Raw genomic sequence first — 26,711 nt, 5'->3', positions numbered from 1 at the left:
ACTCACGTACGGAATGGAGCTTCGGCTCACATGTCGTCGCGTCGAAAGTGAACCATGGTGCCCGGAGCGGCCTGCGCGGCCAGCCAGAGATCGTCCGGATGGACGACGCCGATCACCGGATACCCGCCGGTGACCGGGTGATCGGCGAGGAACAGCACCGGGCCGGACGGCGGCACCTGCAGCGCACCGGCGACCATGCCCTCGCTCGGGAGTTCGCCGGTGATCGCGCGGTCCAGCGCCGGTCCGTCGAGCCGGGCGCCGACCCGGTCGCTCTCGGACGTGACGGTCCATGGCGCCGAGTAGAGCGCCTCGACGGCGTCCGCGGTGAACCAGCTCTCCCGGGGGCCGGGAACCACCCGCAACGCCGGCTCGACGACGATCTCCGGCTCGACGACGCTCCGGGCCGCGAACCCGGCTCGGACGGCGTCCAGGTCGAGTTCCGCGGCCGCGGACCACGGACCCACCGGGGCCGGGCCCCGGATCGGAACCTGGTGGCCGATCGGGAGCGTGTCGCCGTCGCGGAGGCGGGGCGGGCCGAGACCGGAGAGGATGTCGGTGCTGCGGCTGCCGAGCACTTCCTCGGCGGCGAGGCCGCCCGCGACGGCCAGGTAGGCGCGTACCCCCGTGCTCGCGGCGTCCACCCGGAGCTCCGCGCCGGCCGGCACTCCCACCGCGGCCGCGTGCGCGGCCGGAACTCCGTCCACGGTGAGCGGGCACCGGGCTCCGGTCAGCGCCACCACGGCGTCGGTGGAGAAGGCGGCCACCAGACCGCCGAGCGTGATCTCCAGCGCCGCCGCCGACACGGTGTTGCCGACGAGGGTGTTCGCCCGTGCGAGCGCGGGCACGTCGAGCGCACCCGACCGGGGGACACCGAGGTGTGCCCAGCCGACCCGGCCCAGATCCTGGACGGTGGTCAGCGGCCCGGCCGCGCGAACGCTCAGCACGGCACGAACCGCACGCGGTCACCGGGGGTGAGCAGCGCGGGCGGGTCGGTGGCGAGGTCCCACAGCGTCCGCTCGGTGTGCCCGATCAACTGCCAGCCGCCCGGTGACGGCCGCGGGTACACGCCGGTGAACTCCCCGGCCAACCCCACCGCACCGGTCGGCACCCGGGTCCGCGGTGAGCTCCGGCGCGGAACGTGCAGCTCACTCGGCAAACCGGTCAAATATCCAAAACCGGGCGCGAACCCGGTGAACGCGACCGTATAGACCACACCCGAGTGCCGGGCCACGACGTCACCGGGCGTGAGATCGGCGTAGGCGGCCACATCGTCGAGATCGGGTCCGTCGTAGTGGACGGGGATTTCCACCTCGCGTCCGGCCCGCTCAGCGGCTTCCGCCGGACGCCAGGACCCGGCCCAGCCCAGATCGGGCCGGGTTCCCGGGCGGAACCGCACCAGCACGGTCCGTGCGCCCGGCACCACGTCCTCGACGCCGGGCAACGCCCTCCGCACGATCTCCGCGCGGAGGGCCGCCGGATCGTCCGCGTCGATCAGCTCCGCGTCCCGGCCCATCCGGCTCATGCTGGGGTCAGTCGTGCCACTCGACCGACGACGAGATCCGACCGATGACGCTGCGCCAGGCCAGCGCGGCCTGCTCGGCGCCGATGCGGCGGAGCTTCCGGCGGCCGAAGAAGCCCTTCGCGCGCAAGGCCTCGTCCAGGTCGTCGAGCGGGGAGCCGGGCGAGAGGCTGGCGTCGACCTCGGTCAGGTCGAGCGCGTAGGCCAGGTCGCGGGCGAGCTCGCCGGCCCCGACGATGAGGTCGCCCTCCCAGACGTCGCGGCCGCCACGCAGGTTCTCGACGACCAGGTCGAGCTCGTAGCGGTCCTCGTCGTCGGGGACGACCAGGTCGGGGGTGATGGTCTCGACCAGTTCGGACCAGGTGTCGCCGCCGAGTAGGTCGTGGACGGCCGGCGATTTCACGAACGCGACGAGCGAGGCGGCGTCGCGGAAGAGGTGCAGCTTGCCGTCGGTGGCGAGGAAGACGGCTTCCTCTTCGCCGGCGGCGAGGCGGCCCCGGCCGGTCTCCGGCTCGTCGACGTCCTCGTCCTCGGGTTCGTCGTCCGAGTCGTCCTCGTACTCGCGGTTGAAGCGCTCGGCGAGCGCCTCGTCGCTGTACTTCTGGGCCCGGCTCCGCGTGGACCGCTTCGAGTCGTCCCCGTCGCTGTCCTCGTCGTCCTCGTCCGCGTCGGCCGTTTCGTCGGCCTCTGCGTCGGCCTTCGTGTCGGCCTTCGTGTCGGCCTTCGTGTCGGCCTCGGTCGGGCGAGTCTCGTCGTCCTCGTCGTCCGCGGTGACGGTCTCGAGCGCCTCGGGCTCGTCGTCGTCCTCGACGGGCTCGTCCTCGACGATCTCTTCTTCGACCACGCGGTACTGACGCAGCGTCAGGCCGACGCCGCCGCGCGGCAGCGCGATCTCGACCGGATCGATACCGAGCTCAGCCCAGTACTCGACCACGCGCTCCGAGCGTTCGCCGTCCTCGACCTCGTCGGAGGAGTCCTCCTCGGCGGACTCGGCATCGTCGGACAGCTCGTCCTCGAGCGGCTCGACGTCTTCCGGGTGCCTGCCCGCCACAGCTCCTCCTGGGTAAGGACGTTTCGTCGCGTCTACCTTAGGGCTGTCCCGCATCGGAGTGGCGGGCGCCACCCCCGCGACTCACCCGTTGCCGTTGTCGACGTCGAGCTTGGGCCGGTCGTCGTCCCACCAGGCCGTGATCTGGGTGGTCTTCGCGGCCGACTCGAACGAGACGCTAAGTCTCGTGTCACTTTCTTGCTTAACCGCGTACTTGTAACCAGATTCAGCCAGGATGTCGATGACGAGTACTTTGTCGGCATTCCACTGAAGCTTGGCCCAGCCGCCGTCCGTCGGCACCGTGCTCGTGTAGTTGACCAGCCCGTCGGCGTCCTCCCACCGCTGCGGCACCGGCGCGGGGTCGTTGCTGGTCTCGACGGTGGGTGACGGACTCCGTGTCACGCCTGCAGCCGGCGGCGGCCTGGTCGCTCTCGGTGACGCACTTTTTAAATCCGATACCGAGAGTAGTTTCGACCGATCTGGGACGGCTGCATAAAGGACGAGTCGAACGCCAAACCACGAAACGGTCACGGCTAAGGCGGTGGTACCGAGCCACAGCAAGGTGAGCCGTACCGCACGAGGCATACCGTCCATCCTTTCATCCGGCTACCGTGCCGGACATGCCGACCGTGTTGCTCGTCGAGGACGACCCCACGATCCGTAGTGCCCTTGTACGTTCTCTGTCAAAGGCGGGCCACGTGGTCCGTGCTGTGGGAACCGCGCTGGACGCACTGCGGGAAGTCACCTCTGCGCGTCCCGACGTAGTAATCCTCGACCTAGGACTACCCGATTTGGACGGAGCAGACGCTTTGCGCATGTTGCGTGGCGTTTGTGATGTTCCCGTGGTGGTTGCTACCGCCCGTGACAACGAGCGGGAAATTGTTCGCCTGCTGAACTCCGGCGCCGACGACTACCTCGTCAAGCCGTTCTCGTTCGAGCACCTCACCGCGCGGATGACCGCGGTGCTCCGGCGCAGCAGCCCGGGCGAGGTGCGGCGTGACCCCACGCTCACCGTCGGTGGCCTCCGGATCGACCTGAACCGCCGCGAAGCCGTGCTCGACGGCGCCCCGCTCGACCTCGCGCGGCGCGAGTTCGACCTGCTCGCCTACCTCGCGGCCCGGCCCGGCACGGTGGTGAGCCGCCGCGAGCTCGTCGAGGCCGTGTGGCGCCAGCCCGCGGTCGGAGGTGACCAGACGATCGATGTCCACCTGTCCTGGTTACGCCGCAAGCTAGGAGAGACCGCGGCTGCTCCGCGGTACCTCCGGACGGTTCGTGGGGTAGGTGTGAAGCTCGTGGATCCCACCACATGAGGTCGGGTCACCGATGAGGCGTGCTCTGGCGCTGGTTGCGCTCGCGACGACGGCGATGGTCTCGCTCGCCTTCGTCGTGCCGTTGTTGCTCGTCGTGCACCAGATCGCGCGCGAACGGGCTCTCGGCGACGCGCAGCGTCAGGCGAACCAGGCCGTCTCCCTGCTGGCCGCGACGAACGACGTCAAGGTCATCGAAGACGCGATCAGCACGATCCCGGCCTGGAACTCCGACGGCCTGGCGATCTACCTGCCCGACGGGCAGACCCCGGTGATCGGCACCACGCGCGCGAAACCCACCGACATCAAGACGGTCCGCGCCAGCGAGGACAAGTCGATCACCTCCGACGTCGACGGCGGGGTCGTCTACCTGCAGCCGACGAAGATCTCGACCGGCCAGGTCGCGGTCATCGAGGTCTTCGTCCCCTCGGACGCCCTGTCCCGGGGCGTCGCCGGCGCGTCCGCGGCGCTTCTCGCGGTGGCGTTGGGGCTGGTCATCGGGTCGGTGGTCGTCGCGGACCGGCTGGCCGCGAAAGTCGTCGGCGCGACCCGCAACCTCGCGGCCGTCGCGCGCGCGTTCGGCGACGGCAACCTGGAAGCCCGGGTGGAGCCCTCCGGCCCGCGTGAGCTGTCCGAAGCGGGCGCCTCGTTCAACACCATGGCCGACCGTGTCGTCGCGACCCTCGACGCCGAGCGCGAACTGGCCGCCGACCTCTCGCACCGCCTCCGCACCCCGCTGACCGCGCTGCGGCTGGACGCCGAGGCGCTCGACGACGGCGTGGACGCCGCCCGCATCCGCGACGCCGTCGCGACGCTCGAGCGCGAGGTCGACGTCATCATCCAGACCGCGCGCCGCCCGCTCTCCGAGCGCGGCCCGGAATGGTGCGACCTGGCCGAGGTCGTCTCCGAGCGGGTCGAGTTCTGGGGCGCGCTCGCCGAGGACGAACACCGCGACTGCCGGTTGGCCGGCGTCGGGCGGCGGGTCCCGGTCTCGGTCTCCCGCACCGAACTGGTCTCGTGCGTCGACGTCCTGCTGGGCAACGTGTTCCGGCACACCGCGCCGGGGGTGGCGTTCGCGGTGAGCGTGCTCGTGCTGCGCGGTCCGGTGGCCGCGCTCGTCATCGAGGACGCGGGCACCGGCATCCGGCACCCCCGGATGGCCGTGCGGCGCGGGAACAGCGGCGGCGGCTCGACCGGGCTCGGGCTCGACATCGTTCGAAAGGTCGCGGAGACCGCGGGCGGCTCGATTCGAATCGACACGAGTCCGATGGGCGGCGCACGAATTCGGGTCGATCTCGCAATGCTCGATCCGGCGGTCTTCCGGAACATGGCGCGGGGCGGCGGCGAACCGATGCCGGAACGTGATGATTCCGATCGGGCGTGGCCTGATGTGCCTCGTGGTGCTGGTGATTACCGGCCCCTGCATCGCGCTGTCGGCGCATTGCGCGCCATACGCAAGACGCGGGTTAACTCGCGTTCAGACAGACCTTAACGAAACCTCAAGGGACTTCCCGGCGATCAATCCGCCAACGTAACGTTTCACTTGTCAGACACCATGCGAACCGACGCCGACCCCCCGGGCGCCGGACGCAGCTGAAGCGCGGTGGAGCAGAGCAGGCTCAAGCCCTCTGCCCCACCGCGTAAGGCTTTTTTGGGGGGCGGCCCGTTCAGGACGACGCTGCCGCGCGGGCGCGAACCCTTGAGTATCACCTATACGCGGCGGATTCGCGCCCGCGCGGCAGCGCCGCCCTGAACGGGCTCCAGGTTAGGGCGCCTCGCGCTTCGCGCTTTGGATATCGGCTCGGGCTTCGCCCTTGCTTCTGAGGCGAATGTTTTTCGCATTTGCCGTGCCAATTTGGGCGGACGTTCGGATGGTGGGGAAGTCAGGTATTCGGGGGGCTTCCGGCTTCGGGATGCACGTGCAGACGACTGTGCGGTGCGGGTTCACTCAGTGGAAGCGTGCGCATACGCGGTGACCACTCAGTGAAACGGCGCATTCTTATCTCCGGAGGCCGCGTGGGGCGACGGAATCCCAATGTCCATCGCCGTCGCGCGCAGGAAACCGATACCGGTCAGCATGGTGGACGCGGCCCTGTGGGGAGCGCGCGCGTCAGATGCCGACCGGGTGCCAGACCGTCTTCGTTTCGGTGAAAATGGTCAGGCGGGAGATCGCCGGGTCGGCGGTCCAGTCCTCCGCCGGGTCCGGCCGGCGCACGCGCTTGAGGGTGCCCGCGGCCAGGCCCTCCCACTCCGCGGCCTGCTCGGGGGACGCCCCGGCCAGGTCGAGGCCACGCACCTCCTCGTGCGCCGCCAGCCACGAGCCCAGCTCGGCCGCTTCACCGGTCAGCACGTTCACCACGCCGCCGGGCAGGTCGGACGTGGCCAGCACCTCCGCGAGCGTGATCGCCGCGACCGGGTCGGTGGCCACGACCACGCACGTGTTGCCGGTCGTGATCACCGGCGCGATGACGCTCACCAGCCCGAGCAGCGGCGAGCCGCCCGGTGCGAACACCCCGACCACGCCGGTCGGCTCCGGCGTCGACAGGTTCAGGTACGGGCCGGAAACGGGGTTCGTCGCGCCGACGACCTGGGCGTACTTGTCGGCCCAGCCGGCGTAGAAGACCCAGCGGTCGATCGCGGCGTCCACGTCGGCGCCGAACTCCGACCGGCGCGCCTCGAGCATCTCCGCGGCCCGGTAGAGGATCTGGCCGCGGTTGTAACCCGTCCGGGCCGCCCACCCGGGCGAAGCCTTGGAAGCCGCGACGACCGCGTCACGCACGTCCTTCCGGGATGCGCGCGCCACGTTCGCCACGAACGCTCCTCCTGAGTCGGTCACCGGGTACGTGCGCCCGGACTCGCTCCGGGGGAACGCGCCCCCGATGTACAGCTTGTAGGTCTTGCGGACCGAGAGCCGGCTCATCGGACGTAGGCCTCCAAGCCGTGGCGGCCGCCCTCGCGGCCGTAACCGGACTCCTTGTACCCGCCGAACGGCGACGCCGGGTCGAACTGGTTGAACGTGTTGGCCCAGACCACGCCCGCGCGCAGCTTCTCGGCCATCCAGAGGATCCGCGAGCCCTTCTCCGTCCAGATACCGGCGGACAGGCCGTACGGCGTGTTGTTGGCCTTCTCGACGGCCTCCGCGGGCGTCCGGAACGTCAGCACCGACAGCACCGGCCCGAAGATCTCCTCCTGGGCGATGCGGTGCGCCTGCGAGACGCCGGTGAACAGCGTCGGCACGAACCAGAACCCGCGCGACGGCAGTTCGCACGGCGGGGACCAGCGCTCCGCGCCCTCTTCCTCACCGGCCGCGGACAGCTCCCGGATCTTCGCGAGCTGCTCGGCCGAGTTGATCGCGCCCACGTCGGTGTTCTTGTCCAGCGGATCGCCGACGCGCAGCGTCGCCATCCGCCGGCGCAGAGCGGTGAGCACCTCGTCGGCCACCGACTCCTGGACGAGCAGCCGGGACCCGGCGCAGCACACGTGCCCCTGGTTGAAGAAGATCCCGTCGACGATGCCCTCGACCGCCTGGTCCACCGGGGCGTCGTCGAACACGATGTTCGCGGCCTTGCCGCCGAGCTCCAGCGTGAGCCGTTTGCCCGAGCCGGCCACCGCGCGGGCGATCTCCCGGCCGACGTCGGTCGAGCCGGTGAACGCCACCTTGTCGATCCCCGGGTGCGCGACGAGCGCGCGCCCCGTCTCGCCCGCGCCGGTCACGATGTTGACGACGCCGGGCGGCAGCTCGGCCTGCTGGCACACCTCGGCGAACAGCAGGGCGCTCAGCGGCGTCGTCTCGGCCGGCTTGAGCACGACGGTGTTGCCGGTGGCCAGCGCCGGTGCGATCTTCCAGGCCAGCATCAGCAGCGGGAAGTTCCAGGGGATGACCTGGCCCGCCACCCCCAGCGGCCGGGCGGACCCGAGGCCCGCGTACGACAGCTTGTCGGCCCAGCCCGCGTAGTAGAAGAAGTGCGCGGCGACCAGCGGCAGGTCGATGTCGCGGGTCTCGCGGATCGGCTTGCCGTTGTCGAGCGACTCCAGCACCGCGAACTCACGGGCGCGTTCCTGCAGGATGCGGGCGATCCGGAACAGGTACTTGCCGCGTTCGCGGCCGGGCATCGGACCCCAGACCTTCTCGAACGCGGCCCGGGCCGCGGCCACCGCGCGGTCGACGTCGGCGGCGTCGGCCGAAGCGACCTCGGCCAGCACCTCCTCGTCGGCCGGGTTCACGGTCTTGAAGACGCCGCCACCGTCGGTGAACTCGCCGTTGATGAACAGGCCGTAGGAGTCCCGGAGCGCGACGACGCCGCGCGACTCGGGTGCGGGTGCGTATTCGAACACCATCAGTCAGTCCAGGGTCACGTGGTCGGAGCCGGCGTAGTGGCCGGTGGCCATCTTCCGGCGCTGCAGCAGGACGTCGTTGAGCAGGCTGGACGCGCCGAACCGGAACCAGTCCGGGTCGAGCCAGTCGGGGCCGGTGATCTCGTTGACCATCACCAGGTACTTGATCGCGTCCTTGGCGGTGCGGATGCCACCGGCGGGCTTCATGCCGACCTGACGGCCGTGGGCGTCGCGGAAGTCGCGGCAGGCCTCCAGCATCACCAGCGTCACCGGCAGCGTCGCGGCGGGGGAGACCTTGCCGGTGGAGGTCTTGATGAAGTCGGCGCCGGCCAGCATCGCCAGCCAGGACGCCCGGCGCACGTTGTCGAACGTGACCAGCTCGCCGGTCTCCAGGATCACCTTGAGGTGGGCGTCGCCGCAGGCCTCCTTGACCGCGACGATTTCCTCGAACACCTGGCCGTAGCGCCCGGAGAGGAACGCGCCCCGGTCGATCACCATGTCGATCTCGTCGGCACCGGCGGCTACCGCCGCCCGGGTGTCGGCCAGCTTGATCTCGCGCGGCGCCCGGCCGGACGGGAACGCGGTGGCGACGGCCGCGACGTGGACGTCCGAGCCCTTCAGCGCGTCCACGGCCTCCGGGACCCGGTCCCCGTAGACGCAGATCGCCGCGACCGGCGGGGCGTCGTCGCCCGGGTGGCGGCCCTTGGCGCAGAGCGCCCTGACCTTGCCCGGCGTGTCCGCGCCTTCGAGGGTGGTGAGGTCGATCATGCGGATCGTCAGGTCGAGGGCGTAGGCCTTGGCCGACGTCTTGATCGAGCGGGTTCCCAGGCGCGCGGCCCTGGCCTTCGCGCCGACCTCGTCGACGCCGGGCAGGCCGTGCAGGAACCGGCGCAACGACGCTTCGGACTGGCCTGTATCCAGCACCGGGGTGACTGACATGACGACGATCCTACGCAGCGCGTTACCGCCCCGGTCACGGCAACTTCTGCCGTTAGCCGCCCGCGGCCCCTACGTTCGGTCGCCATGACGGGCCTGCGCATCGCGCACTTCTCGGACACGTTCCTACCCCGGCGGGACGGCGTCATCACGTCGATCCGCACGCTGGCGGGCGCGCTGGCCGAGCGGGGGCACGAGAGCGTGCTGTTCGCGCCCGGGTACCCGTCGCGGTCCCCGGTCGGGTTCCCCGTCGTCGGGCTTCCCTCGGTGCCGTGCGGGGTCGCCGACCTGCGGCTGGCCACGTGGCCGCGGTCGCGTCAGGTGGCGCGGGTGGCGGCCGAGGCCCCCGACGTCGTGCACGTCCACACGCCGGGCCCCGCGGGTCTGCTCGGCGTGCTGGCGGCGGCGAAGCTGGGGTTGCCGCTGGTGCAGACCTACCACACCGATCTGCACGCTTACCTGGAGGCGTACAAGATCCCCACCACCGCGCTGCGGCTGATCCGCGCCGCCTACGCCCGCCGCCTGGCCGCGCCGTCGCCGTTCGACGAGTCCGACCTGCTCCCGGCCGGGACGGCGTCCGCAGTAGGGCCGGGGGCGTTCGGCCCGGGCGCGGGGCGGGACGGGCGGACGCCGGCGCGGCGGCGGGCGGCGTTGCGGGTGGTGCGCGGGGCCGCGGGAGCCTGGCGGTCCGAGCGCCGGTCGGCCACGCGGTGCGGCCTGCTCGACGCCGCGAACGCGGCGTTCTTCGGCGGAACCGACGTCGTCGTCGTGCCGACCGCGGCCGTGCTCCGGCGCTCGGCGCTGCCGGTCGACCCGGCCCGGGTCGTCCAGGTGCCGACCGGCGTGCGTGAACGGCCGGCGTCGGCGGGGGCGAGGGTCGCGTTCCGCGACCGGTACGGCATCCCGGCCGACGCCCCGCTGGTGCTGTTCGTCGGCCGGGTGAACCGGGAGAAGAACGTCGACGCGCTGCTCGCGGCGACCGCGACGCTGGCCTCGTCGCTCCCGGCCGTGCGGGTCGCGCTGGTCGGGGCGGTGTACGAGCCCCGGTGGCTCGGTGCGCTGCTGCGCCGGCACGGTGTCGGCGACCGGGTGGTGACCACCGGGCAGCTCCCGGCGGGCGCGGTGGCCGAGGCCTACGCCGCCGCCGACGTGTTCGCGTTCCCTTCGCTCACCGACACCCAGGGCCTGGTGCTGCAGGAGGCCGCGCTGGCGGGGCTGCCGGTCGTGCTCAGCGACACCGTGCTGCACGCGCACGGCCCGCTCGCCGGCGCCGCGGTCTGCGCGTCCGGCGACGGCTTCGCGGTCGCCATCGCCGGGTTGCTCACCGACCCCGACCTGGCCGCGGTCACGGCCGCGGCCTGCCGCGCCGCCGCGCTCCGGCACACCCCCGACGCGTACGGCGCCGCGATCGAAGCCGTCTACCACCGCGCCCGGGCCGGCAAGCACACCTCCTCGCCCCTGCGAGCCATCGCCTGACCAGGGGAGGTACCGTCGCGGCGTGCAGACGCTAGTTGTGGATCACCCGCTCGCCAGTGCCCGTCTCACCACGATGCGCGACGCGCGCACCGAGCCGGCCGTCTTCCGTGCCGCGCTGCGTGAGCTGACGCTCATGCTCGTCTACGAGGCCACTCGTGAGATCGAGGTCGAGCGGTACCCGATCCACACGCCGGTCGCACGGACCACCGGCATCCGCCTCGGCAACCCGCCGCTGCTCGTTCCGGTGCTGCGGGCCGGCCTGGGCATGGCCGAGGCCGCGTTCGGGCTGCTCCCGGAGGCGTCGATGGGCTTCGTCGGCCTCGCGCGCGACGAGGAGACCTTCCAGCCCCGCGCCTACATGGAGTCGCTGCCTGCGGACCTCACCGGCCGCCCGGTGTTCGTGCTCGACCCGATGCTGGCCACCGGCGGCTCCCTGCAGCACTGCGTGGGCCTGCTCACCCAGCGCGGAGCCACCGACGTGACCGTGATCTGCGCGCTCGCCGCCCCCGAGGGGATCCGTCACCTGGAGGAGGCCGACCTCCCGATCCGGGTGGTGACGGCCAGCATCGACGAGCGCCTCAACGACAGCGCCTACATCGTCCCCGGCCTGGGCGACGCCGGCGACCGCCAGTTCGGCTCCGTGTAACCGGGGCGACGACGCCTTCCCGGGCCTTCCCGGGCCTTCCCGGGCCTTCGCGGCCCGGGATGGGCCCGAAAGTCGCGGGTCAGACCCCGAGCGCCTCCGCCACCTCGCCACGCAGGGTGCCCAGCTGCTCGGCCACGAGCTCCCGAGCGGTGGCCACCCCGGCCGAGACCGGCACCACGACCTCCAGGTACGCCTTGAGCTTGGGCTCGGTACCGGACGGACGCACCACGACACGCACTCCGGGCGCGCGCACCGTCAGCACGTCCGCGTCCGGCAGCCGGTCGTGCACCTGGGTCACCGGCCGCCCGAGCAACGAGGCCGGGGGGGCGGATCGGACCCTGGCCATCAGCGCCCCGATCTCCCGGAGGTCGGACACCCGCACCGACAGCTGCGACGTCGCGTGCAGCCCGAACTCCACCGCGAGCTCGTCCAGCCGGTCGTCGAGCGTCTTGCCGTCCGCTTTCAGCGCGGCGGCCAGGTCGGCGATCGCGAGCGCCGCGGAGATCCCGTCCTTGTCCCGGACGACGCCCGGCGCGACCGCGTACCCGAGCGCCTCCTCGTACCCGTAGGCCAGGTCGTCGGCGGCCCGGACGATCCACTTGAACCCGGTGAGCGTCTCGGCCGCCCGCGCGCCCCGGGCCGCGGCCAGCGTCGAGAGCAGCGACGACGACACGATCGTCGTCGCATACGTGCCTTTGACGCCGTTGCGCAGCAGCGCGTCGGCCAGCAGCACTCCCACCTCGTCACCGTGCAGCAGGCGCCACCCTCCCGGGCCGGGCACCGCGACCGCGCACCGGTCGGCGTCCGGGTCGTTCGCGATCGCGATGTCCGCGTCGACCGACGACGCCAGCGCGAGCAGCTCGTCGACCGCGCCGGGCTCTTCCGGGTTCGGGAACGCGACCGTCGGGAACGCCGGGTCCGGCTCGGCCTGTGAGGCCACGACGTGCGGCGCCGCGAACCCCGCGACGGCGAACGCCTGCTCGGCCAGCACCCGCCCGACGCCGTGCAGCGGTGTGTACGCCACCCGCAGCGCCGCGCGCCGGGCGTCGGCGCCGGGGTCGGTGCGGACCACGGCCTGCACGGTCGTCGCGACGTACTCCTCGACGACGTGCTCGTCGACCGACTGGGCCGCGGTGCCGAGCGGGACCGCGGCCAGCTGCGAGACCGCCCGGATCCGCGCCTCGATCTCCCGGTCGGCGGGCGGGACGATCTGCGCACCGTCGCCGAGGTAGACCTTGTAGCCGTTGTCGGCGGGCGGGTTGTGGCTCGCGGTCACCATCACGCCGGCGGCGGCGTCGAGCCTGCGCACGGCGTAGGCCAGCACGGGCGTCGGCAGCGGCCGGGGCAGCAGCAGCGCGGCCCGGCCGGTGCCGGTCACCACCGCGGCGGTCTCGGCCGCGAAGTCGGCACTCCCGCGCCGGGCGTCGTACCCGATGACCACCGGTCCGCCGGAGCCGTGGTCGTCCAGATAGGCGCAGAGGCCCGCGGCGGCCGCCCGGACCACGGCCCGGTTCATGCCGTTCGGGCCGGCCCGCACCGGCCCGCGCAGACCGGCGGTGCCGAACGTGAGCGGTCCGGCGAACCGGTCGGCGAGGTCGTCCAGGCTGCCCGGGAGCCCGGCCAGCACGGCTTGGAGCTCGGCGCGCGTCACCGGATCGGGGTCGTCGGCGATCCACTCTTCGGTGCGATGACGCAGCGCCGCCACTTCGGGGCCGGTCCAGCCGGACGTTTCGGTCATGCGCCCATCGTTGCTCATTGAGATGCCCCGATGCACGCCGGTGTCGCGGGGCCGCGAGGAGACCTGCCGACGTTTACCCTGACCGAGGTTGACCCCTGTTCAGAGGCCAGAAAGGTCAGGCAGCGGCCAGTGACACCGACCGATCCGGGCTGGGCGTTCCGGGCTGCCCGAGATCTGCTCCTGGAGACCGCCAACGACTACCCGGCGGCGATCCGCCGGTTCGAGTGGCCGGATTTCAGCGAGTTCAACTGGGCGTTGGATTGGTTCGACGGATACCTGGCCACCCGGCACGCCGACGACCGGGCGCTGTGGATCGTCGACGGCGACGGGAACGAGGGGTGCTTGACGTTCGGCGAGCTGAGCCACCGCTCCGGCCGGCTCGCCTGCTGGCTGCGCCGCCGCGGTGTGCGCCGGGGCGACCGGGTGCTGGTGCAGCTCGGTAACCAGGTGGAGCTGTGGGAATCGCTGCTCGCGCTGATGAAGCTCGGCGCGGTCGCGGTGCCCACTTCGCCGCTGCTGGCGCCGTCCGAAGTCGCCGGACGCATGGCCAGGGCGGACGTCGCCCACCTGATCGTGCGCTCCGACCGAACCGCCGGGCTACCCGGCGCCGGCACCAGGATCGCGGTGGGGGAGCCGGTGGACGGCTGGCTCGGCTACGACGACTTCCGCACGGAGACCGGCCGCTTCACCCCGGACGGGCCGACCCGCGCCGACGATCCGCTGCTGATCCTGTTCACCCCGGGCACGACCGGGTGGGCGAAAGCGATCGTCCACACCCACGTCTCGTACCCGGTGGGGCACCTGACGACGATGTACTGGGCCGGCCTGCGCCCCGGCGACGTCCACTTGAGCGTCTCGTCGCCCGGCTGGACCAAGCACCTGTGCGGGAACGTGTTCGCCCCGTGGAACGCCGGTGCCTGCGTCCTGGTCCACGCGGCGCCGCCGCCCGCACCGCAAGTGCTGTTCGCGCTGCTGGCGCGCTGCCGGGTGACGACGATGTGCGCGCCGCCGAAAGTCTGGCGGACGCTGGCCGCCGCCGCGGACCTGGCCGAGTGGCGCGACCGGCTGCCTCACCTGCGTGAGCTGGTCACGATCAGTGAGCCGGTCGGGGTCGGGGTCGTCGACCGGGTCCGGCAGGCCTGGAAGCTCACGATCCGGGAGGGCTACGGGCAGTCCGAGGCGACCGCGCTGGTGGCCCACACGCCCGGGCAGCCGGTCACGCTCGGCGCGATGGGCCGCCCGCTGCCCGGCTGCCCGGTGGTGCTCGTCGATCCGCTGAGCGGCTACCCGGCTGCGCCGGGCGAGGAGGGTGAGATCTGCCTCGACCTCACCCGGCGTCCGCTGGGCCTGATGTCCCACTATTTCGACGCCGTGGAGCCGGCCGTCGCCGGCCGCGCGCCGGTCACCCGGGGGCGGTACTACCGCACCGGCGACGTCGCGGTCGCCGACGAGTGCGGTTACCTGCGCTATCTCGGTCGGGTCGAGGACGTCTTCACGCACGGGCGGCACCGGATCTCGCCGGTCGAGCTCGAAGGGGTGCTGGCCGAGCACGAAGCGGTCGGCGAGGCCGCGGTGGTGCCGACCCCCGAGGCCGCGGGCACCTCGCCGAAGGCGTACATCGACCTCGCCGACGGGTACCGCCCCGGCCCCGAGACCGCGCGGGAGATCCTGCGCTACGCCCGCTCGCACCTGCCGCCCTACCAGCGCGTCCGCCGCGTGGAGTTCGGCCCGCTACCGCGCACCCTCTCCGGCAAGGTCCGCCGGATCGAACTCCGCAAACGCGAACGCGGCGACCACCGCCGCCCCCACGAGTACCGCGAGGAAGACTTCCCCGACCTCGACTAGGCCCTAGGCCCTGGCGATGAGTTCGCCCAGGAGTTTGCCCATCCGGGTGGCGGACGCCTGGCCGGCCTCGATGACCTCGGTGTGCGAGAGCGGCTTACCGGCCAGCCCGGCCGCCAGGTTCGTCACCAGGGACAGGCCGAACACCTCGACGCCGGCCGCGCGGGCCGCGATGGCCTCCAGGGCGGTCGACATGCCGACCAGGTCGGCGCCGATCGTGCCCAGCATCCGGATCTCGGCCGGCGTCTCGTAGTGCGGCCCGGGGAGCGCGGCGTAGACGCCCTCCTCCAGCGACGGGTCGATCTCCTTGGCCAGCGCGCGCAGACGCGGCGAGTACAGGTCGGTGAGGTCCACGAAGGTGGCCCCGACCAGCGGCGACCGGCTGGTCAGGTTGATGTGGTCGCTGATCAGCACCGGCTGGCCGACCGACATCCCGGCACGCAGCCCACCGGCGGCGTTGGTGAGCACGACCGTCCGGCAGCCCGCCGCGGCGGCCACCCGCACACCGTGCACGACCGGCTCCACCCCGCGCCCCTCGTACAGGTGGGTGCGGCCGAGGAAGATCAGCACCTTCTTCTCGCCGACGGTCAGCGAACGCACCGAGCCGACGTGTCCGAGAGCGGTCGGCGGGGCGAACCCGACGAGGTAATCGAGCGGGACCTCGGAGTCGGCCGCGCCGATCTGGTCGGCGGCGGGGGCCCAGCCCGAACCGAGCACCAGCGCGACGTCGTGCTTGCGCACGCCGGTGGCCTCACCGAGCGCGGTCGCTGCGGAGGTCGCGAGGAACTCGGGGCTGGAAGGGTCGGTCGTCATCGTCACGCCAGAGCACGCTACCCGCTGCGAAGTCGGCGCACCTCAGGGGCGGTCGAACGTGAACGACGCGGTGATCTCGTCGTACAGCGGCAACCGCTCGGCGAAGTCGCCGTCCGCCGTGGTCAGGTACAGGTTGTACGCCTTGCCGTCGACGACGGCGACGCGCCAGACCCGGTGTTTGCGGACGTTGCTCTCGGTGTAGGTGAACTCCCACTCCCAGGTGTCCCGGCCACCGAGCTTCTTGGCGCTCTCCCGCTGGTGGACGGTCTCGAAGGCGGTGATCTGGCCCTTGGTCAGCCGCTGCTTCTGGTAGTTCTCCGCGCTCTTGAGGTGCTGCTCCGGTGAGGAGCCGCTCTCGATGAGCGCGCGCAGCTTGTCGCCCTGCGGACCGTCGTAGTCGACGTAGGTCTCGGCCTTCTTCTCCGACCAGTCGGCCGGAGCTTTCAGCGTGAAACCGCGGTCGGGGTAGTCGTAGGACGTGAGCTGCACACCGCTGCCGGTCGCGGCCGACGTCGTCGACCGGCTCGGGGAGGCGTTGTCGTCGCCCGAGGCCAGCACGCTCACCAGGTAGCTGATCAGGCCGATCAGGATCACCGCGACGACGATCGCGGCGACGATGAGCATTGTGCGGCGCCGGCCGTCCTGGCCGTGGTGATCGGGGATGGCCGGTGAGGGCGACACCATCGTGTGCCCACCCATGTACGCCGAGCGCCGCGGGTTCGCCGAGGGCGGTGCCGACGGGAGCGGAGCCGTGGAGTTCTGCGGCGGCTGCTCGCCGTATCCGGTCGGCTGCGGTTGCTCGCCGTAGCCGGTCGAACCGCCGTAACCGCCGCCGTACGTCGACGGTCCGTAGCCGGCGCCCTGCGGGTGCGAACCCGGGGGCTGGCCGTGCGGCGGCGCGGGCGCGACTCCGGGAACGCGGGCGTACCCGGAGATGGGTGGCTGCCCTTGCGCCTGCTGGCCCGGTGCCTGCTGCCCCGGAACGGACACGCTGCCGCGGACGGTCGCGCGCCCGGCGCCGGGCCGCGCCGCACCCTGTCCGCCCGGCCCATGGGGCGACGGGCGGTGGGATCCGGGCTGGTCCGGCGCGTTCGCGGCGGCGTCGCCCGGCTTGGCGTCTGGCTTGGGCGGGGGAAGCGAAGGGACCCCGTCGGTCGTGAACGGGTTGACGGCCATCGCCGCGGTGCCCTCGGCGGTACCACGCTGACCCGGAGTCCCGTCCGCGGCGGCGGCCGGCGTCGCGCCGGGAGGGGTGGGCGGGGCACCCGGAGGCGCCGGGGGCGACGGCCGGTTCGAGCCCGCGCCACCGGGCGGCGGCGGAGGCGGCATCCCGGGGCCGCCGGCCGGCATCGCCCCGTTCGGGCCCGGAGCATCGGGGCGCCGCCGCGCGGGCTGCTGTTGCTGCTGCGCGCGGTCGGCGGGGCCGGCCGGCTGCCGGGGCGCGCGTCCACCGCCGCCGCCGTCGAGCGACGTGATCCGGCCGCCGGACAGCACGGTACGCAGCGCGTTACGGGTCTTGATCGAGTCCCAGCGCTGCTCGGGGTCCTTCTCGAGCAGGCCGAGCAGCACCGGCGCCAGCGGCCCGGCGAACGCCATCTGGTCGGGCGGTTCGACGACGACAGCGGTCATCGTCGGCAGCGGATCACCGCGGTCGAACGGCGGGCGGCCCTCGACCGCGGTGTAGAGCGTGGCGCCGAGCGAGAACAGGTCGCTCGGCGGGCCGAACGGGCGCCCGCGGGCCCGCTCCGGCGCGATGTACTGGGGTGAGCCGAGCAGCAGGCCGGTGCTGGTGAGCGGCGACTCGTTCGGCGACCGCGCGACGCCGAAGTCGGTGAGCGTGACCCGGCCGTCGATGCCGAGCAGCACGTTGCCCGGCTTCACGTCGCGGTGCAGGACGCCGACCCGGTGCGCGGCCTCCAGCGCGCCGAGCACGGCCAGTCCGATCTCGGCGACCCGGTCGTAGGGCAGCGGCCCTTCGTCGCGCAGGGTGTCGGCCAGGCTCGCGGCGTCGAGCAGCTCCATGACGATCCACGGCCGGTCGCCGTCGTTGACGACGTCGTAGACCCGGATCACCGCGGGGTGGTTGAGGGCCGCGGCGGCACGTGCCTCGCGCAGCGTCCGCTCGCACAGGACCGCGCGCTCCGGGGCCGGGATACCGGCCGGGAGCAGCACTTCCTTGACCGCGACCTCGCGGCGCAGCAACTCGTCGAAGGCGCGCCAGACCGTACCCATGCCGCCGGACCCCACGGAAGATCGCAGGGTATACCGTCTGCCGACGGTTCGGCCGTCGGGCGCGTTCGCGGCCGAGGTGCCGTCTACCGGGGTGGGTGCGTCCACGCTCACCTTTTCTACTCGCCCGTCCTAGCGCTCGGGTCCAATCGTGCCAGCCCGCACTCGATCACCGTCCTTGAAGGGTCTCGGACCAGACGGCGTCGGGCAAGTGCGGTGTGGCGCAGTCGGCGTCGCTTACCTACACGAAAGCACCGTTCGCGCAGTTCAGAACCAGTATCAGTCGGGTGATCAAGTCGGAACCGACCGGTCACACCCCGTGTTGGAAGGGGGAGGTACACTCTGCCGATGCCAAGCGGCCCAACGGCGACTGCAGACGGCTTTTCCCGGTGAACCTGGACGCCTGGGTCGCAGCGCACGAAGACGAGCTCATCCGCTTCCGGCGGCATGTGCACGCACATCCTGACCTGTCGAACACCGAGCAGCCCACCGCCGCGCTCGTGGCTGAACGGCTCGTCGAGGCGGGCCTGCGCCCGGTGATGTTGCCCAAGGGCAACGGGCTCTCCTGCGACATCGGCTCCGGTGAGCACATGGTCGCTCTCCGTGCTGATCTCGACGCGTTGCCGCTGCCCGACGTGAAGGACGTGCCGTACCGCTCGACGGTGGAGGGTGTCTGCCACGCGTGCGGGCACGACGTCCACACCACGGTCGTGCTCGGTGCCGGGCTGGCACTGGCGTCGCTCGGCGACGCGCTGCCGGGGCGAGTCCGGCTGCTGTTCCAGCCGGCGGAGGAGGCGTTGCCGTCCGGGTCGCTCGACGTGATCAACGCCGGGCGGCTGGCGGGCGTCGAGGAGATCTTCGCGCTGCACTGCGATCCGCGGACCCTGACCGGCCAGGTCGGACTGCGCAGCGGCGCGATCACCGCCGCGGCCGACTTCGTGAAGGTCGACCTGTCCGGGCCCGGTGGGCACACCGCCCGCCCGCACCTGACCGTCGACCTGGTCACCGCGCTGGCCCGGGTGGTCACCGACGTGCCGGCGTTGCTGGCCCGCCGGGTCGACGTCCGATCGGCGTTGTCGTTGGTGTTCGGGGCCGTGCACAGCGGGGTCGCACCGAACGCGATCCCGCAGAGCGGCACCGTGAGCGGCTCGGTGCGCTGCCTCGACCACGCGGCGTGGGAGCTGGCGCCGAAGCTGATCGAGCAGCTCGTGCACCAGGTCGTCGCGCCCACGGGAGCGGTCGCGCACGTCGAGTACAACCGCGGCATGCCGCCGGTGGTCAACCATCCGCACTCGGCCGGTGTGCTGAGCGAGGCGGCGCTCGAGACGCTCGGCCCGGAAGCGCTCGTCGACACCCAGCAGAGCATGGGCGGCGAGGACTTCTCCTGGTACCTCGAGCACTGCTGGGGTGCGATGGCGCGGCTCGGCGTCGGGCGGCCGGGCGAAGCCCTGGATCTGCACCAGGGGTCGTTCGACATCGACGAGAAAGCGATAGGTATCGGGGTTCGCCTACTCGCCAACACCGCGCTGATCGCGCTCCGGGAGCGGGCCCTCTAGCCGGACGTCGCCGGGCTTCTTGTCCGAGCGGAGCCCGCGCCAGGCCGGGTGCCGGAGCAGCCCCTCGCCGGTCCACTCGCCGAACGCCACCTCGCCCACCAGGTTCGGCGTCACCCAGCGGGCGTCCTTCGCGTGCGGGCGGGGGAGCGGGTTCGCGAATGGGCTCGCCTTGCGTTCGGTGCGCAGCAGGCGCCGGGTCAGGTCGTCGAGCACCGCGTCGGTGAAACCGGTGCCGACGTGCCCCACGTACTCCAGCCCGTCCGGGCCGGGGATGCCGAGCAGCAGCGACCCGATCCGCCCCTCCCGGCGTCCCGCGCCCGGACGCCAGCCGCCGACGACGACCTCCTGCGTGCGGATGTTCTTGACCTTCACCCAGTCCCGCGTGCGCTTCCCCGGCAGGTACCTGCTCGTGAGCCGCTTGGCGACGATGCCTTCGAGCCCCTGGGCGCGGCTGGTGGCCACCGCGTCGGCGCCGCCGCCGGCGAAGTGCGGTGGCGTCGACCAGTGTGGGCCTTTCAGCCCCTGTTCGGTGAGCAGTTGCCGCCGCTCGGCGTACGGCCGCTCGAGGAGGGGCTCACCGTCGAGGTGGAGCAGGTCGAACGCCAGGAACGTGACCGGTGAGCTCGCCAGCAGCTTCTTGCCCGGCCGGGACACGTGCATGCGGTTCTGCAGCGCGCCGAAGCTGATCCGCCCGTTCGCGTCGGTGGCGACGACCTCGCCGTCCACCACCAGTTGCCGGGTGCCGACCGACGCGGCGAGCTGGTGCAGCTCCGGGTAGTTGCTCGTGACGTCGCGGTTGCTGCGGGTGAGGGCTTTGACCCGGCCGCCGGAGATGTAGAGCACGAGCCGGACGCCGTCCCACTTCATCTCGTACGCCCACTCGGCGTCGTCGCCGGGCAGTGCGCCGAGCGTGGCGAGCATCGGTGGCACCAGCTCGGGGAGCGGCCGCCAGCCTTCCGGAACCGGATCCATGCGGTGGATCATCCAGTCTTTCCCGGTCTTGAACAGGACATATCGCCCATTCGAGCGTGTCCCGTGGAGAACGACCTTCACCTCCCGCTCGGTCCACTTCTCCAGGTCGTACGTGCCGTGGTCCCAGACCGAGACGTTGCCGCCGCCGTACTCGCCGGCCGGGATCGCGCCCTCGAAGCCCGCGTAGTCGAGCGGATGGTCTTCGGTGTGGACCGCGAGATGGTTCTGCTTCGGGTCGGGCGGCAGGCCCTTCGGGATCGCCCACGAGACGAGGACGCCGTCCCGTTCGAGACGGAAGTCCCAGTGCAGGGAGCGGGCGTGGTGCTCCTGGATGACGAAGGAGTTCCCGAGGGCGTCGTCGGTCTCCGGTGCATCGTCCGGAACGGGCTCGGGCGTGCGGTCGGCGGAGCGCATCGCCCGGTAGCGCGCCAGCCGGTCCTTCTCGGCCACGGCTCTTCTTTATCACCGATATCCTTTGACTCCGTCAAAGAATGCGCGATGATCCCTCGTATGACGGCAACCCAGATCGCCTCCGTGCGGCGGTTCAACCGGGCCTGGACCGAAGTCACCGCGCTGCTCGACGACAGCTACCTCCACTCCGGTCTGACCCTTCCGGAGGCCCGGCTGGTCTACGAGCTCACGCAGCGCTCACCGCAGCCGGTGGTGGAGCTCCGCGGCCGGCTGCAGCTCGATCCCGGATACACGACCCGTCTGCTCGACCGGCTCGCGGAGCGAGGGTTGCTCACTCGGACGGTCGATCCGGACGACCGGCGACGGCAGCTCGTCGCCGTCACCGATGCCGGGCTCGCGGTGGCCGCGCAACTGGCGTCGAGGGCCGACGCCCGGGTCGCGGAACTGCTCGGTCCGCTGCGCCCGGACGATCGGGGCGCGCTGGTGACGGCGTTGGACACCGTGGCCGGCCTGCTCTTCCCCGAGCCCGGGCCGGACGTCTCGATCCGGCCGGCACGCATCGGCGAGCTCGGCTGGGTGCTGACCCGGCACGCCGAGGTCTACCAGGCGGAGTACGGCTGGCCGGGCTTCGAGGCCGCGGTCGCGCGGATCGTCGCCGACCTGCTCGAACCGCGGGCCCGGTCACGGGTGTGGGTGGCCGAACGCGCCGGACGCCTGCTGGGGTCGATCGCGTGCGCGCCCGAGGACGCCGACACCGCGCGGCTGCGCCTACTCCTGGTCGAGCCGGCCGCCCGCGGTCAGCGGCTCGGCGTCCGCCTGGTGGACGAGTGCGTGGCGTACGCGCGGGCCGAGGGGTACCGGCGGATCGTGCTCCACACCCAGGACGCGTTGTCCGCGGCTCGCGCCATCTACGCGAAGGCGGGCTTCACCCTCGACCGCACCAGCTCGGCCGACTCACTCGACCCGAACGGGCGGGCCGAGCACTGGTCGCTACAGCTCGGTTGAGTTGCAGGGACGCCTGCGGAGCTCGCTGACGTAGTCGTCGGGCGCGCCGGCGGCCTGGGCGGCTTCGGCGATCAGGCCGAGGTAGCGCGCCGACGGGAGGCCGCCCTCGAACGAGTCGAGCACGTGCAGCCAGGCCAGCGCCTCGCCCTCGAGCGTGTGCACGCGCACCTTGAGCTTGCGGTAGAGGCCGCGGTCGGCGCCCTCCCAGGCGTCGAGCGTCGGCTCGTCGAACTCGCTGACGTCGTACAGCGCGACGAACACCCGCTCGTCCGGCGCCTCGACGATCGTGGCGAGCGCTCCGTCCCAGCCGAGTTCCTCACCGCCGAACGTCAGCCGCCATCCCTCGAGCCAGCCGATACCGGCGCTCGGGGAGCGCGGGCAGCGCTCCTGCATCTGGCTCGGGTGCATGTTCGTCCCGTAGGCGGCGTAGAGGCCCATGGGTGGGCACTCTAACCGGGACGGTGGGGCGCCTGTTCCCCGACTGACGTCGACTAAGGTTTTTGTCGTGTCCTCGCGCATCGTGATCATTGGTGGCGGTCCCGCCGGATATGAGGCGGCGCTCGTCGCTGCCCGGCTGGGTGCCGAGGTGACGCTCGTCGAACGCGACGGGCTCGGCGGCGCGTGCGTGCTCTACGACTGCGTGCCGAGCAAGACGTTCATCGCCTCGTCGGACGCCGCGAACGCGTTCCGGCACGGCGATTCGGTCGGCGTCATGGCCTGCGAGCCCGAGGACGTGAAGGTCAACGCCGCCGCCGTGCACGGCCGGGTCAAGGGCCTCGCGCTGGCGCAGTCGGCCGACATCCGCAGCACGGTCGCCGCGGCCGGCGTCGAGGTGATCACCGGGGCCGCCCGGCTCGACGGCCGCGTCGAGTTGCGCCACGTCGTCACGATCGAGCCGGCCGGCGGAACGCCGTACCGGGTCGAGGCCGACAACGTCCTGCTGGCCACCGGCGCCGCGCCGCGCGTCATCGCGGGCGCCGAGCCCGACGGCGAGCGCATCCTGACCTGGCGTGACGTCTACGACCTGCCGGAGCTGCCGACCCACCTGGTGGTGGTCGGCTCCGGCGTCACCGGGGCCGAGTTCGCCAGCGCGTACCTGGCGATGGGCGTTCAGGTCACGCTCGTCTCCAGCCGCGACCGGGTGATGCCGCACGAGGACTCCGACGCCGCGAACCTGATCGAGCAGGTGTTCGCCCGGCGGGGGATGACGATCCTGTACAAGGCTCGCGCCGAGCGGGTCGAGCGCACGGGCGACGGCATCGTGGTGCGGCTCACCGACGGCCGCACGGTCGAGGGCAGCCACGCGCTGATGACCATCGGTTCGGTGCCGAACACCGAGGACCTCGGGCTCAAGGAGAGCGGCGTCGAGACCGGCGGCGGCGGGTTCGTCACCGTCGACCGGGTGTCGCGCACCAACGTGCCCGGCATCTACGCCGCCGGTGACGTCACCGGCGTGCTGATGCTCGCGTCGGTGGCCGCCGCCCAGGGCCGGATCGCGATGGCGCACGCGCTCGGCGAGGCGGTGCAGCCGCTGCGGCTGCGTACGGTCGCCGCGAACGTGTTCACCGACCCGGAGATCTCCACGGTCGGGTTCGGGCAGACGACGATGGAGGCGGGGGAGGTGCCCGCGCGCACGGTCACGCTGCCGCTCGGCACCAACCCGCGGGCGAAGATGCAGGGCCTCACCGACGGCTTCGTGAAGCTCTTCTGCCGCCCGGCGTCCGGGCTGGTGATCGGTGGGGTCGTCGTCGCGCCGCGGGCGAGCGAGCTCATCCTGCCGGTCGCGATGGCGGTCCAGAACCACCTCACGGTCGACCAGATCGCCCAGACGATCTCGATCTACCCGTCGCTCTCCGGCTCGCTCACCGAGGCGGCGCGCCAACTCATGCAACACGAGTTCGAGTAGGACTTCCGCCCCGTTGACGGGCCGGACTGGTGGTGTGAGTGTGAAAGCGGTCGCCGTCGCCATCCAGAACGGAGCGCAGTGATGGACTTGTTGCTGCCCGGGATCACCACCCGTCGGGTTCCGACCGAACGATTGACCGTGAACGTCCTCGAGGTCGAGCACCGTACCGACGGCGAGCCGGTCGTCTTCGTCCACGGGAATGTGTCGTCGTCGCTGTTCTGGCAGTACGCGATGCGCGACCTCCCGGCGACGTTCCGGCCGATCGCCGTCGACCTGCGTGGTTTCGGCGACACCGACCAGCTACCGGTCGACGCGACCCGCGGCCTGCGTGACTTCAGCGACGACGTGCTCGGGCTGCTGGCCACGCTCGAACTGGACCGCGTGCACCTGGTCGGGTGGAGCATGGGCGGCGGCGTGGTGCTGCACATCCTGCGTGAACACCCGGAGATCGTCCGCACGGCGACGCTCGTCAACCCCGTCTCGCCGTACGGGTTCGGCGGCACCAAGGGCGTCGACGGGGTACATCTCGACCCGCCGGGGCTGGGCTCCGGGGCCGGCAGCGCGAACGGTGAGTTCGTGCAGCGTCTCGCCACCGGCGACCGCGCCGCGGACGCGGCGGTCTCCCCGCGTTCGGTGCTGCTCAGCAGCTACGTGAAGTCGGGTTTCACCCCCGAGCCCGACGACGCCGACCGCTGGGTGAGCTCGATGCTCAGCACCCGCACCGGCGACGACAACTACCCGGGTACGGCCGAGGTCACGCCCGAGTGGCCGGGCGCGCTGCCGGGCACGCGCGGTGTGCTCAACACGATGGCGCCGACGTTCTTCCGGGTCGACGACCTGGACGTGATCGAGCCGAAGCCGCCGATCTACTGGATCCGCGGCGACTCGGACGTGATCGTCTCCGACACGTCGCTGTTCGACCTGGCGTACCTGGGACAGATCGGCGCCGTGCCGGGGTGGCCCGGCGAGCAGGTCGCGCCGGCGCAGCCGATGGTGTCGCAGACCCGGCACGTGCTCGACCGGTACGTGCTGGCCGGTGGTCGGTACGAGGAACTCGTGATCACCGACACCGGCCACGCACCGCACATCGAGAAGCCGAAGGAGTTTCTCGCGACGCTCGTCGAGAGCATCACCGAGTACACCGATTGATGGTTATTTGATCTCGCAGACGGCCGCGCCGGAGGCGATGACGTCGCCGACCGCGGCCGACAGGTCGGAGACGGTGCCGGCCTTGTGCGCGGTGAGCGGCTGCTCCATCTTCATCGCCTCGAGAACGACGACCAGGTCACCCTCGGCGACCTCGTCCCCGTCGGCGACCGCGATCTTCACGATCGTGCCCTGCATCGGGGAGACCACCGAGTCGCCGCTCGCCCCCGCGCCGGCCTTGGTGCCGCCGGCCCGCTTCTTCGGCTTCTTGGTGGCCTGCGCCGGTGCGCTGGTGGCCAGGCCCGCGGGGAGCGACACCTCCAGCCGCTTCCCTCCGACCTCGACGACGACGATCTCGCGCTCGGCCTCTTCGGCGGCCTCGGGGGCGCTTCCGGAGTACGGCGGGATCTGGTTGTCGAACTCGGTCTCGATCCATCGCGTGTGGACGCTGAACGCCTCGTCGGCGTCGGCGGGAGCGAACGCCGGGTCGCGAACCACGACGCGGTGGAACGGCAGCACGGTCGCGATGCCGTCGACCTGCATCTCGTCCAGGGCCCGCCGGGAGCGCTCGAGCGCCTCCTGCCGGCTGGAGCCGGTGACGATCAGCTTGGCCAGCAGCGAGTCGAAGTTCCCGCCGATCACCGAGCCCGGCTCGACGCCGGTGTCGACCCGGACGCCCGGCCCGGTGGGCAGCACGAACGAGTTGACCGCGCCGGGGGCGGGCAGGAAGTTGCGGCCGGGGTCCTCGCCGTTGATGCGGAACTCGAACGAGTGGCCGCGCGGCGTGGGGTCCTCGGTGAACCGCAGCGGCTCGCCGTCGGCGATCCGGAACTGCTCACGGACCAGGTCGACGCCCGCGGTCTCCTCGCTGACCGGGTGCTCGACCTGCAACCGCGTGTTGACCTCGAGGAAGCTGATCGTGCCGTCGACACCGACGAGGAACTCGACCGTGCCGGCGCCGTGGTACCCGGCCGCCTTGCAGATGGCTTTGGCGGCGTCGTGGATGTTCTTGCGCTGGGTGTCGTTCAGGAACGGCGCCGGGGCCTCTTCCACCAGCTTCTGGTGACGCCGCTGCAGCGAGCAGTCGCGGGTGCCGACGACCACCACCGTGCCGTGCTGATCGGCCAGCACCTGGGCCTCGACGTGCCGCGGGTGGTCCAGGTAGCGCTCGACGAAGCATTCGCCGCGGCCGAACGCGGCCTCCGCCTCGCGCACGGCGGAGGCGAACAGCTCCGGGATCTCCTCCAGCGTCCGCGCGACCTTCAGGCCACGCCCGCCACCGCCGAACGCGGCTTTGATCGCGACCGGAAGCCCGTGCTCCTCGGCGAACGCCACGACCTCGTCGGCGCCGGCGACCGGGTCCTTCGTGCCGGGGACCAGCGGGGCGCCGGCCGCGGTGGCGATGTGCCGGGCCTCGACCTTGTCGCCGAGGGCCCGGATCGCGTCCGGCGTGGGGCCGATCCAGGTGAGGTCGGCGTCGATCACGGCCTGCGCGAACTCGGCGTTCTCCGACAGGAATCCGTAGCCCGGGTGGACCGCGTCCGCGCCGGACTGCTTCGCGACGTCGATCAGCTTGTCGATGCGCAGGTACGAGTCGCCCGGGGTGTCGCCGCCCAGCGCGTACGCTTCGTCGGCCAGCCGCGCGTGCAGCGCGTCCCGGTCGGAGTCGGCGTAGACGGCCACGCTGACCAACCCCGCATCACGGCAGGCGCGAACCACGCGAACCGCGATCTCACCCCGGTTGGCGATGAGAACCTTGTGCACGCTCGTCTCCCTCGTCGACGCCTGCGGTGGCGGCTGTGTGGTAGCCGAATAGTTGTACCCGC

22 protein-coding genes are annotated in these 26,711 nt (G+C 72.0%); 9 read left to right on the top strand and 13 right to left on the bottom strand.

The window, feature by feature from the left end:
• Positions 1 to 26: 26 nt before the first annotated feature.
• The 4 genes from CRYAR_RS38665 to CRYAR_RS38650 form a co-directional block, all read right to left on the bottom strand.
• Positions 27 to 944 (bottom strand): 5-oxoprolinase subunit C family protein, encoded by a 918-nt coding sequence (locus CRYAR_RS38665; protein ID WP_035858243.1) that lies wholly within the window; start codon positions 942 to 944, stop codon positions 27 to 29.
• Positions 938 to 1,513, bottom strand: coding sequence for a 5-oxoprolinase subunit PxpB (pxpB, locus tag CRYAR_RS38660; protein ID WP_245620605.1), 576 nt, complete (start codon positions 1,511 to 1,513; stop codon positions 938 to 940). Before pxpB ends, CRYAR_RS38665 begins: the two co-directional genes overlap by 7 nt.
• 16 nt (positions 1,514 to 1,529) lie before the next feature.
• On the bottom strand, positions 1,530 to 2,570 hold the full coding sequence (locus CRYAR_RS38655; protein ID WP_035858238.1) for a hypothetical protein: 1,041 nt from the start codon (positions 2,568 to 2,570) through the stop codon (positions 1,530 to 1,532).
• A gap of 81 nt (positions 2,571 to 2,651) precedes the next feature.
• Positions 2,652 to 2,969 (bottom strand): hypothetical protein, encoded by a 318-nt coding sequence (locus CRYAR_RS38650; protein ID WP_035858236.1) that lies wholly within the window; start codon positions 2,967 to 2,969, stop codon positions 2,652 to 2,654.
• A gap of 218 nt (positions 2,970 to 3,187) precedes the next feature.
• On the opposite strand from CRYAR_RS38650, the gene CRYAR_RS38645 reads away from it, so the two are divergent.
• Entirely contained in the window at positions 3,188 to 3,877 is a 690-nt protein-coding gene (locus CRYAR_RS38645; RefSeq protein ID WP_035869599.1) for a response regulator transcription factor, read from the top strand.
• Positions 3,878 to 3,890: 13 nt separating this feature from the next.
• Positions 3,891 to 5,366: an ATP-binding protein gene (locus CRYAR_RS38640; protein ID WP_084701520.1), complete on the top strand. Its 1,476-nt coding sequence runs from the start codon at positions 3,891 to 3,893 to the stop codon at positions 5,364 to 5,366.
• Between the two features lie 618 nt (positions 5,367 to 5,984).
• Here CRYAR_RS38640 and CRYAR_RS38635 read toward each other — a convergent pair.
• Genes CRYAR_RS38635 through deoC form a run of 3 tightly spaced genes read right to left on the bottom strand, consistent with a single transcriptional unit; the run spans position 5,985 to position 9,148 of the window.
• Positions 5,985 to 6,794, bottom strand: a complete 810-nt coding sequence (locus CRYAR_RS38635; protein ID WP_035858235.1) for an aldehyde dehydrogenase family protein — start codon at positions 6,792 to 6,794, stop codon at positions 5,985 to 5,987.
• Entirely contained in the window at positions 6,791 to 8,209 is a 1,419-nt protein-coding gene (locus CRYAR_RS38630; RefSeq protein WP_035869594.1) for an aldehyde dehydrogenase family protein, read from the bottom strand. Before CRYAR_RS38630 ends, CRYAR_RS38635 begins: the two co-directional genes overlap by 4 nt.
• A gap of 6 nt (positions 8,210 to 8,215) precedes the next feature.
• Positions 8,216 to 9,148: a deoxyribose-phosphate aldolase gene (gene deoC / locus CRYAR_RS38625; protein WP_035858234.1), complete on the bottom strand. Its 933-nt coding sequence runs from the start codon at positions 9,146 to 9,148 to the stop codon at positions 8,216 to 8,218.
• 84 nt (positions 9,149 to 9,232) lie between these two features.
• Between deoC and CRYAR_RS44245 the strand changes: the two genes are divergently transcribed.
• Together CRYAR_RS44245 and upp are read left to right on the top strand one after the other, a co-directional pair.
• Positions 9,233 to 10,621 carry a glycosyltransferase gene (locus tag CRYAR_RS44245; RefSeq protein ID WP_051571511.1) on the top strand — a complete coding sequence of 463 codons (1,389 nt, stop codon included), beginning with the start codon at positions 9,233 to 9,235 and terminating at the stop codon, positions 10,619 to 10,621.
• A 22-nt stretch (positions 10,622 to 10,643) separates the two neighbouring features.
• Positions 10,644 to 11,267: a uracil phosphoribosyltransferase gene (gene upp, locus CRYAR_RS38615; RefSeq protein WP_035858233.1), complete on the top strand. Its 624-nt coding sequence runs from the start codon at positions 10,644 to 10,646 to the stop codon at positions 11,265 to 11,267.
• Positions 11,268 to 11,346: 79 nt separating this feature from the next.
• Here upp and CRYAR_RS38610 read toward each other — a convergent pair whose 3' ends face one another.
• A complete protein-coding gene (locus tag CRYAR_RS38610) occupies positions 11,347 to 13,005 on the bottom strand; it encodes a phospho-sugar mutase (protein ID WP_051571509.1) in 1,659 nt (552 codons plus the stop codon).
• Positions 13,006 to 13,134: 129 nt separating this feature from the next.
• Between CRYAR_RS38610 and CRYAR_RS38605 the strand changes: the two genes are divergently transcribed.
• Positions 13,135 to 14,850: an AMP-binding protein gene (locus CRYAR_RS38605; RefSeq protein WP_245620602.1), complete on the top strand. Its 1,716-nt coding sequence runs from the start codon at positions 13,135 to 13,137 to the stop codon at positions 14,848 to 14,850.
• Positions 14,851 to 14,853: 3 nt separating this feature from the next.
• On the opposite strand, the gene CRYAR_RS38600 is transcribed toward CRYAR_RS38605, so the two are convergent.
• Both CRYAR_RS38600 and CRYAR_RS44240 read right to left on the bottom strand, forming a co-directional pair.
• A complete protein-coding gene (locus tag CRYAR_RS38600) occupies positions 14,854 to 15,660 on the bottom strand; it encodes a purine-nucleoside phosphorylase (RefSeq protein ID WP_035869582.1) in 807 nt (268 codons plus the stop codon).
• 42 nt (positions 15,661 to 15,702) lie between these two features.
• Positions 15,703 to 17,997: a serine/threonine-protein kinase gene (locus tag CRYAR_RS44240; RefSeq protein ID WP_281174661.1), complete on the bottom strand. Its 2,295-nt coding sequence runs from the start codon at positions 17,995 to 17,997 to the stop codon at positions 15,703 to 15,705.
• 182 nt (positions 17,998 to 18,179) lie between these two features.
• Here CRYAR_RS44240 and CRYAR_RS38590 point away from each other — a divergent pair, with 182 nt between their 5' ends.
• Complete coding sequence (locus tag CRYAR_RS38590; protein WP_063725985.1) at positions 18,180 to 19,445, top strand: amidohydrolase; 1,266 nt, start codon at positions 18,180 to 18,182, stop codon at positions 19,443 to 19,445.
• Here the strand turns inward: CRYAR_RS38590 and ligD are convergent.
• Positions 19,398 to 20,867, bottom strand: coding sequence for a non-homologous end-joining DNA ligase (gene ligD, locus CRYAR_RS38585; RefSeq protein WP_084701516.1), 1,470 nt, complete (start codon positions 20,865 to 20,867; stop codon positions 19,398 to 19,400). The genes CRYAR_RS38590 and ligD overlap by 48 nt on opposite strands.
• 60 nt (positions 20,868 to 20,927) lie before the next feature.
• On the opposite strand from ligD, the gene CRYAR_RS38580 reads away from it, so the two are divergent.
• Positions 20,928 to 21,833: a bifunctional helix-turn-helix transcriptional regulator/GNAT family N-acetyltransferase gene (locus CRYAR_RS38580; protein ID WP_051571505.1), complete on the top strand. Its 906-nt coding sequence runs from the start codon at positions 20,928 to 20,930 to the stop codon at positions 21,831 to 21,833.
• On the opposite strand, the gene CRYAR_RS38575 is transcribed toward CRYAR_RS38580, so the two are convergent.
• Positions 21,819 to 22,271: a gamma-glutamylcyclotransferase family protein gene (locus CRYAR_RS38575; RefSeq protein ID WP_035858230.1), complete on the bottom strand. Its 453-nt coding sequence runs from the start codon at positions 22,269 to 22,271 to the stop codon at positions 21,819 to 21,821. The genes CRYAR_RS38580 and CRYAR_RS38575 overlap by 15 nt on opposite strands.
• Before the next feature lie 67 nt (positions 22,272 to 22,338).
• Between CRYAR_RS38575 and CRYAR_RS38570 the strand changes: the two genes are divergently transcribed.
• Positions 22,339 to 23,739: an NAD(P)H-quinone dehydrogenase gene (locus tag CRYAR_RS38570; protein ID WP_035858229.1), complete on the top strand. Its 1,401-nt coding sequence runs from the start codon at positions 22,339 to 22,341 to the stop codon at positions 23,737 to 23,739.
• An 81-nt stretch (positions 23,740 to 23,820) separates the two neighbouring features.
• Positions 23,821 to 24,888, top strand: coding sequence for an alpha/beta fold hydrolase (locus CRYAR_RS38565; RefSeq protein ID WP_035858227.1), 1,068 nt, complete (start codon positions 23,821 to 23,823; stop codon positions 24,886 to 24,888).
• A 3-nt stretch (positions 24,889 to 24,891) separates the two neighbouring features.
• On the opposite strand, the gene CRYAR_RS38560 is transcribed toward CRYAR_RS38565, so the two are convergent.
• Complete coding sequence (locus CRYAR_RS38560; protein WP_035858225.1) at positions 24,892 to 26,649, bottom strand: acetyl/propionyl/methylcrotonyl-CoA carboxylase subunit alpha; 1,758 nt, start codon at positions 26,647 to 26,649, stop codon at positions 24,892 to 24,894.
• Between the last annotated feature and the right edge of the window lie 62 nt (positions 26,650 to 26,711).

Origin of the sequence: Cryptosporangium arvum DSM 44712, assembly GCF_000585375.1 — a bacterium.
GTDB lineage: Bacteria > Actinomycetota > Actinomycetes > Mycobacteriales > Cryptosporangiaceae > Cryptosporangium > Cryptosporangium arvum.
Note: the sequence above shows the minus strand (reverse complement) of the source record. Positions and strands in the feature narration are given on the sequence as shown.

Coding starts and splice junctions, on each gene's coding strand:
- deoC (WP_035858234.1), bottom strand. CDS start 9,148: ATGTCAGTCACCCCGGTGCTGGATACAGGCCAGTCCGAAGCGTCGTTG.
- CRYAR_RS38600 (WP_035869582.1), bottom strand. CDS start 15,660: ATGACGACCGACCCTTCCAGCCCCGAGTTCCTCGCGACCTCCGCAGCG.
- CRYAR_RS38565 (WP_035858227.1), top strand. CDS start 23,821: ATGGACTTGTTGCTGCCCGGGATCACCACCCGTCGGGTTCCGACCGAA.
- CRYAR_RS44245 (WP_051571511.1), top strand. CDS start 9,233: ATGACGGGCCTGCGCATCGCGCACTTCTCGGACACGTTCCTACCCCGG.
- CRYAR_RS38645 (WP_035869599.1), top strand. CDS start 3,188: ATGCCGACCGTGTTGCTCGTCGAGGACGACCCCACGATCCGTAGTGCC.
- CRYAR_RS38575 (WP_035858230.1), bottom strand. CDS start 22,271: ATGGGCCTCTACGCCGCCTACGGGACGAACATGCACCCGAGCCAGATG.
- CRYAR_RS38610 (WP_051571509.1), bottom strand. CDS start 13,005: ATGACCGAAACGTCCGGCTGGACCGGCCCCGAAGTGGCGGCGCTGCGT.
- CRYAR_RS38580 (WP_051571505.1), top strand. CDS start 20,928: ATGACGGCAACCCAGATCGCCTCCGTGCGGCGGTTCAACCGGGCCTGG.
- pxpB (WP_245620605.1), bottom strand. CDS start 1,513: ATGGGCCGGGACGCGGAGCTGATCGACGCGGACGATCCGGCGGCCCTC.
- CRYAR_RS38640 (WP_084701520.1), top strand. CDS start 3,891: ATGAGGCGTGCTCTGGCGCTGGTTGCGCTCGCGACGACGGCGATGGTC.
- CRYAR_RS38635 (WP_035858235.1), bottom strand. CDS start 6,794: ATGAGCCGGCTCTCGGTCCGCAAGACCTACAAGCTGTACATCGGGGGC.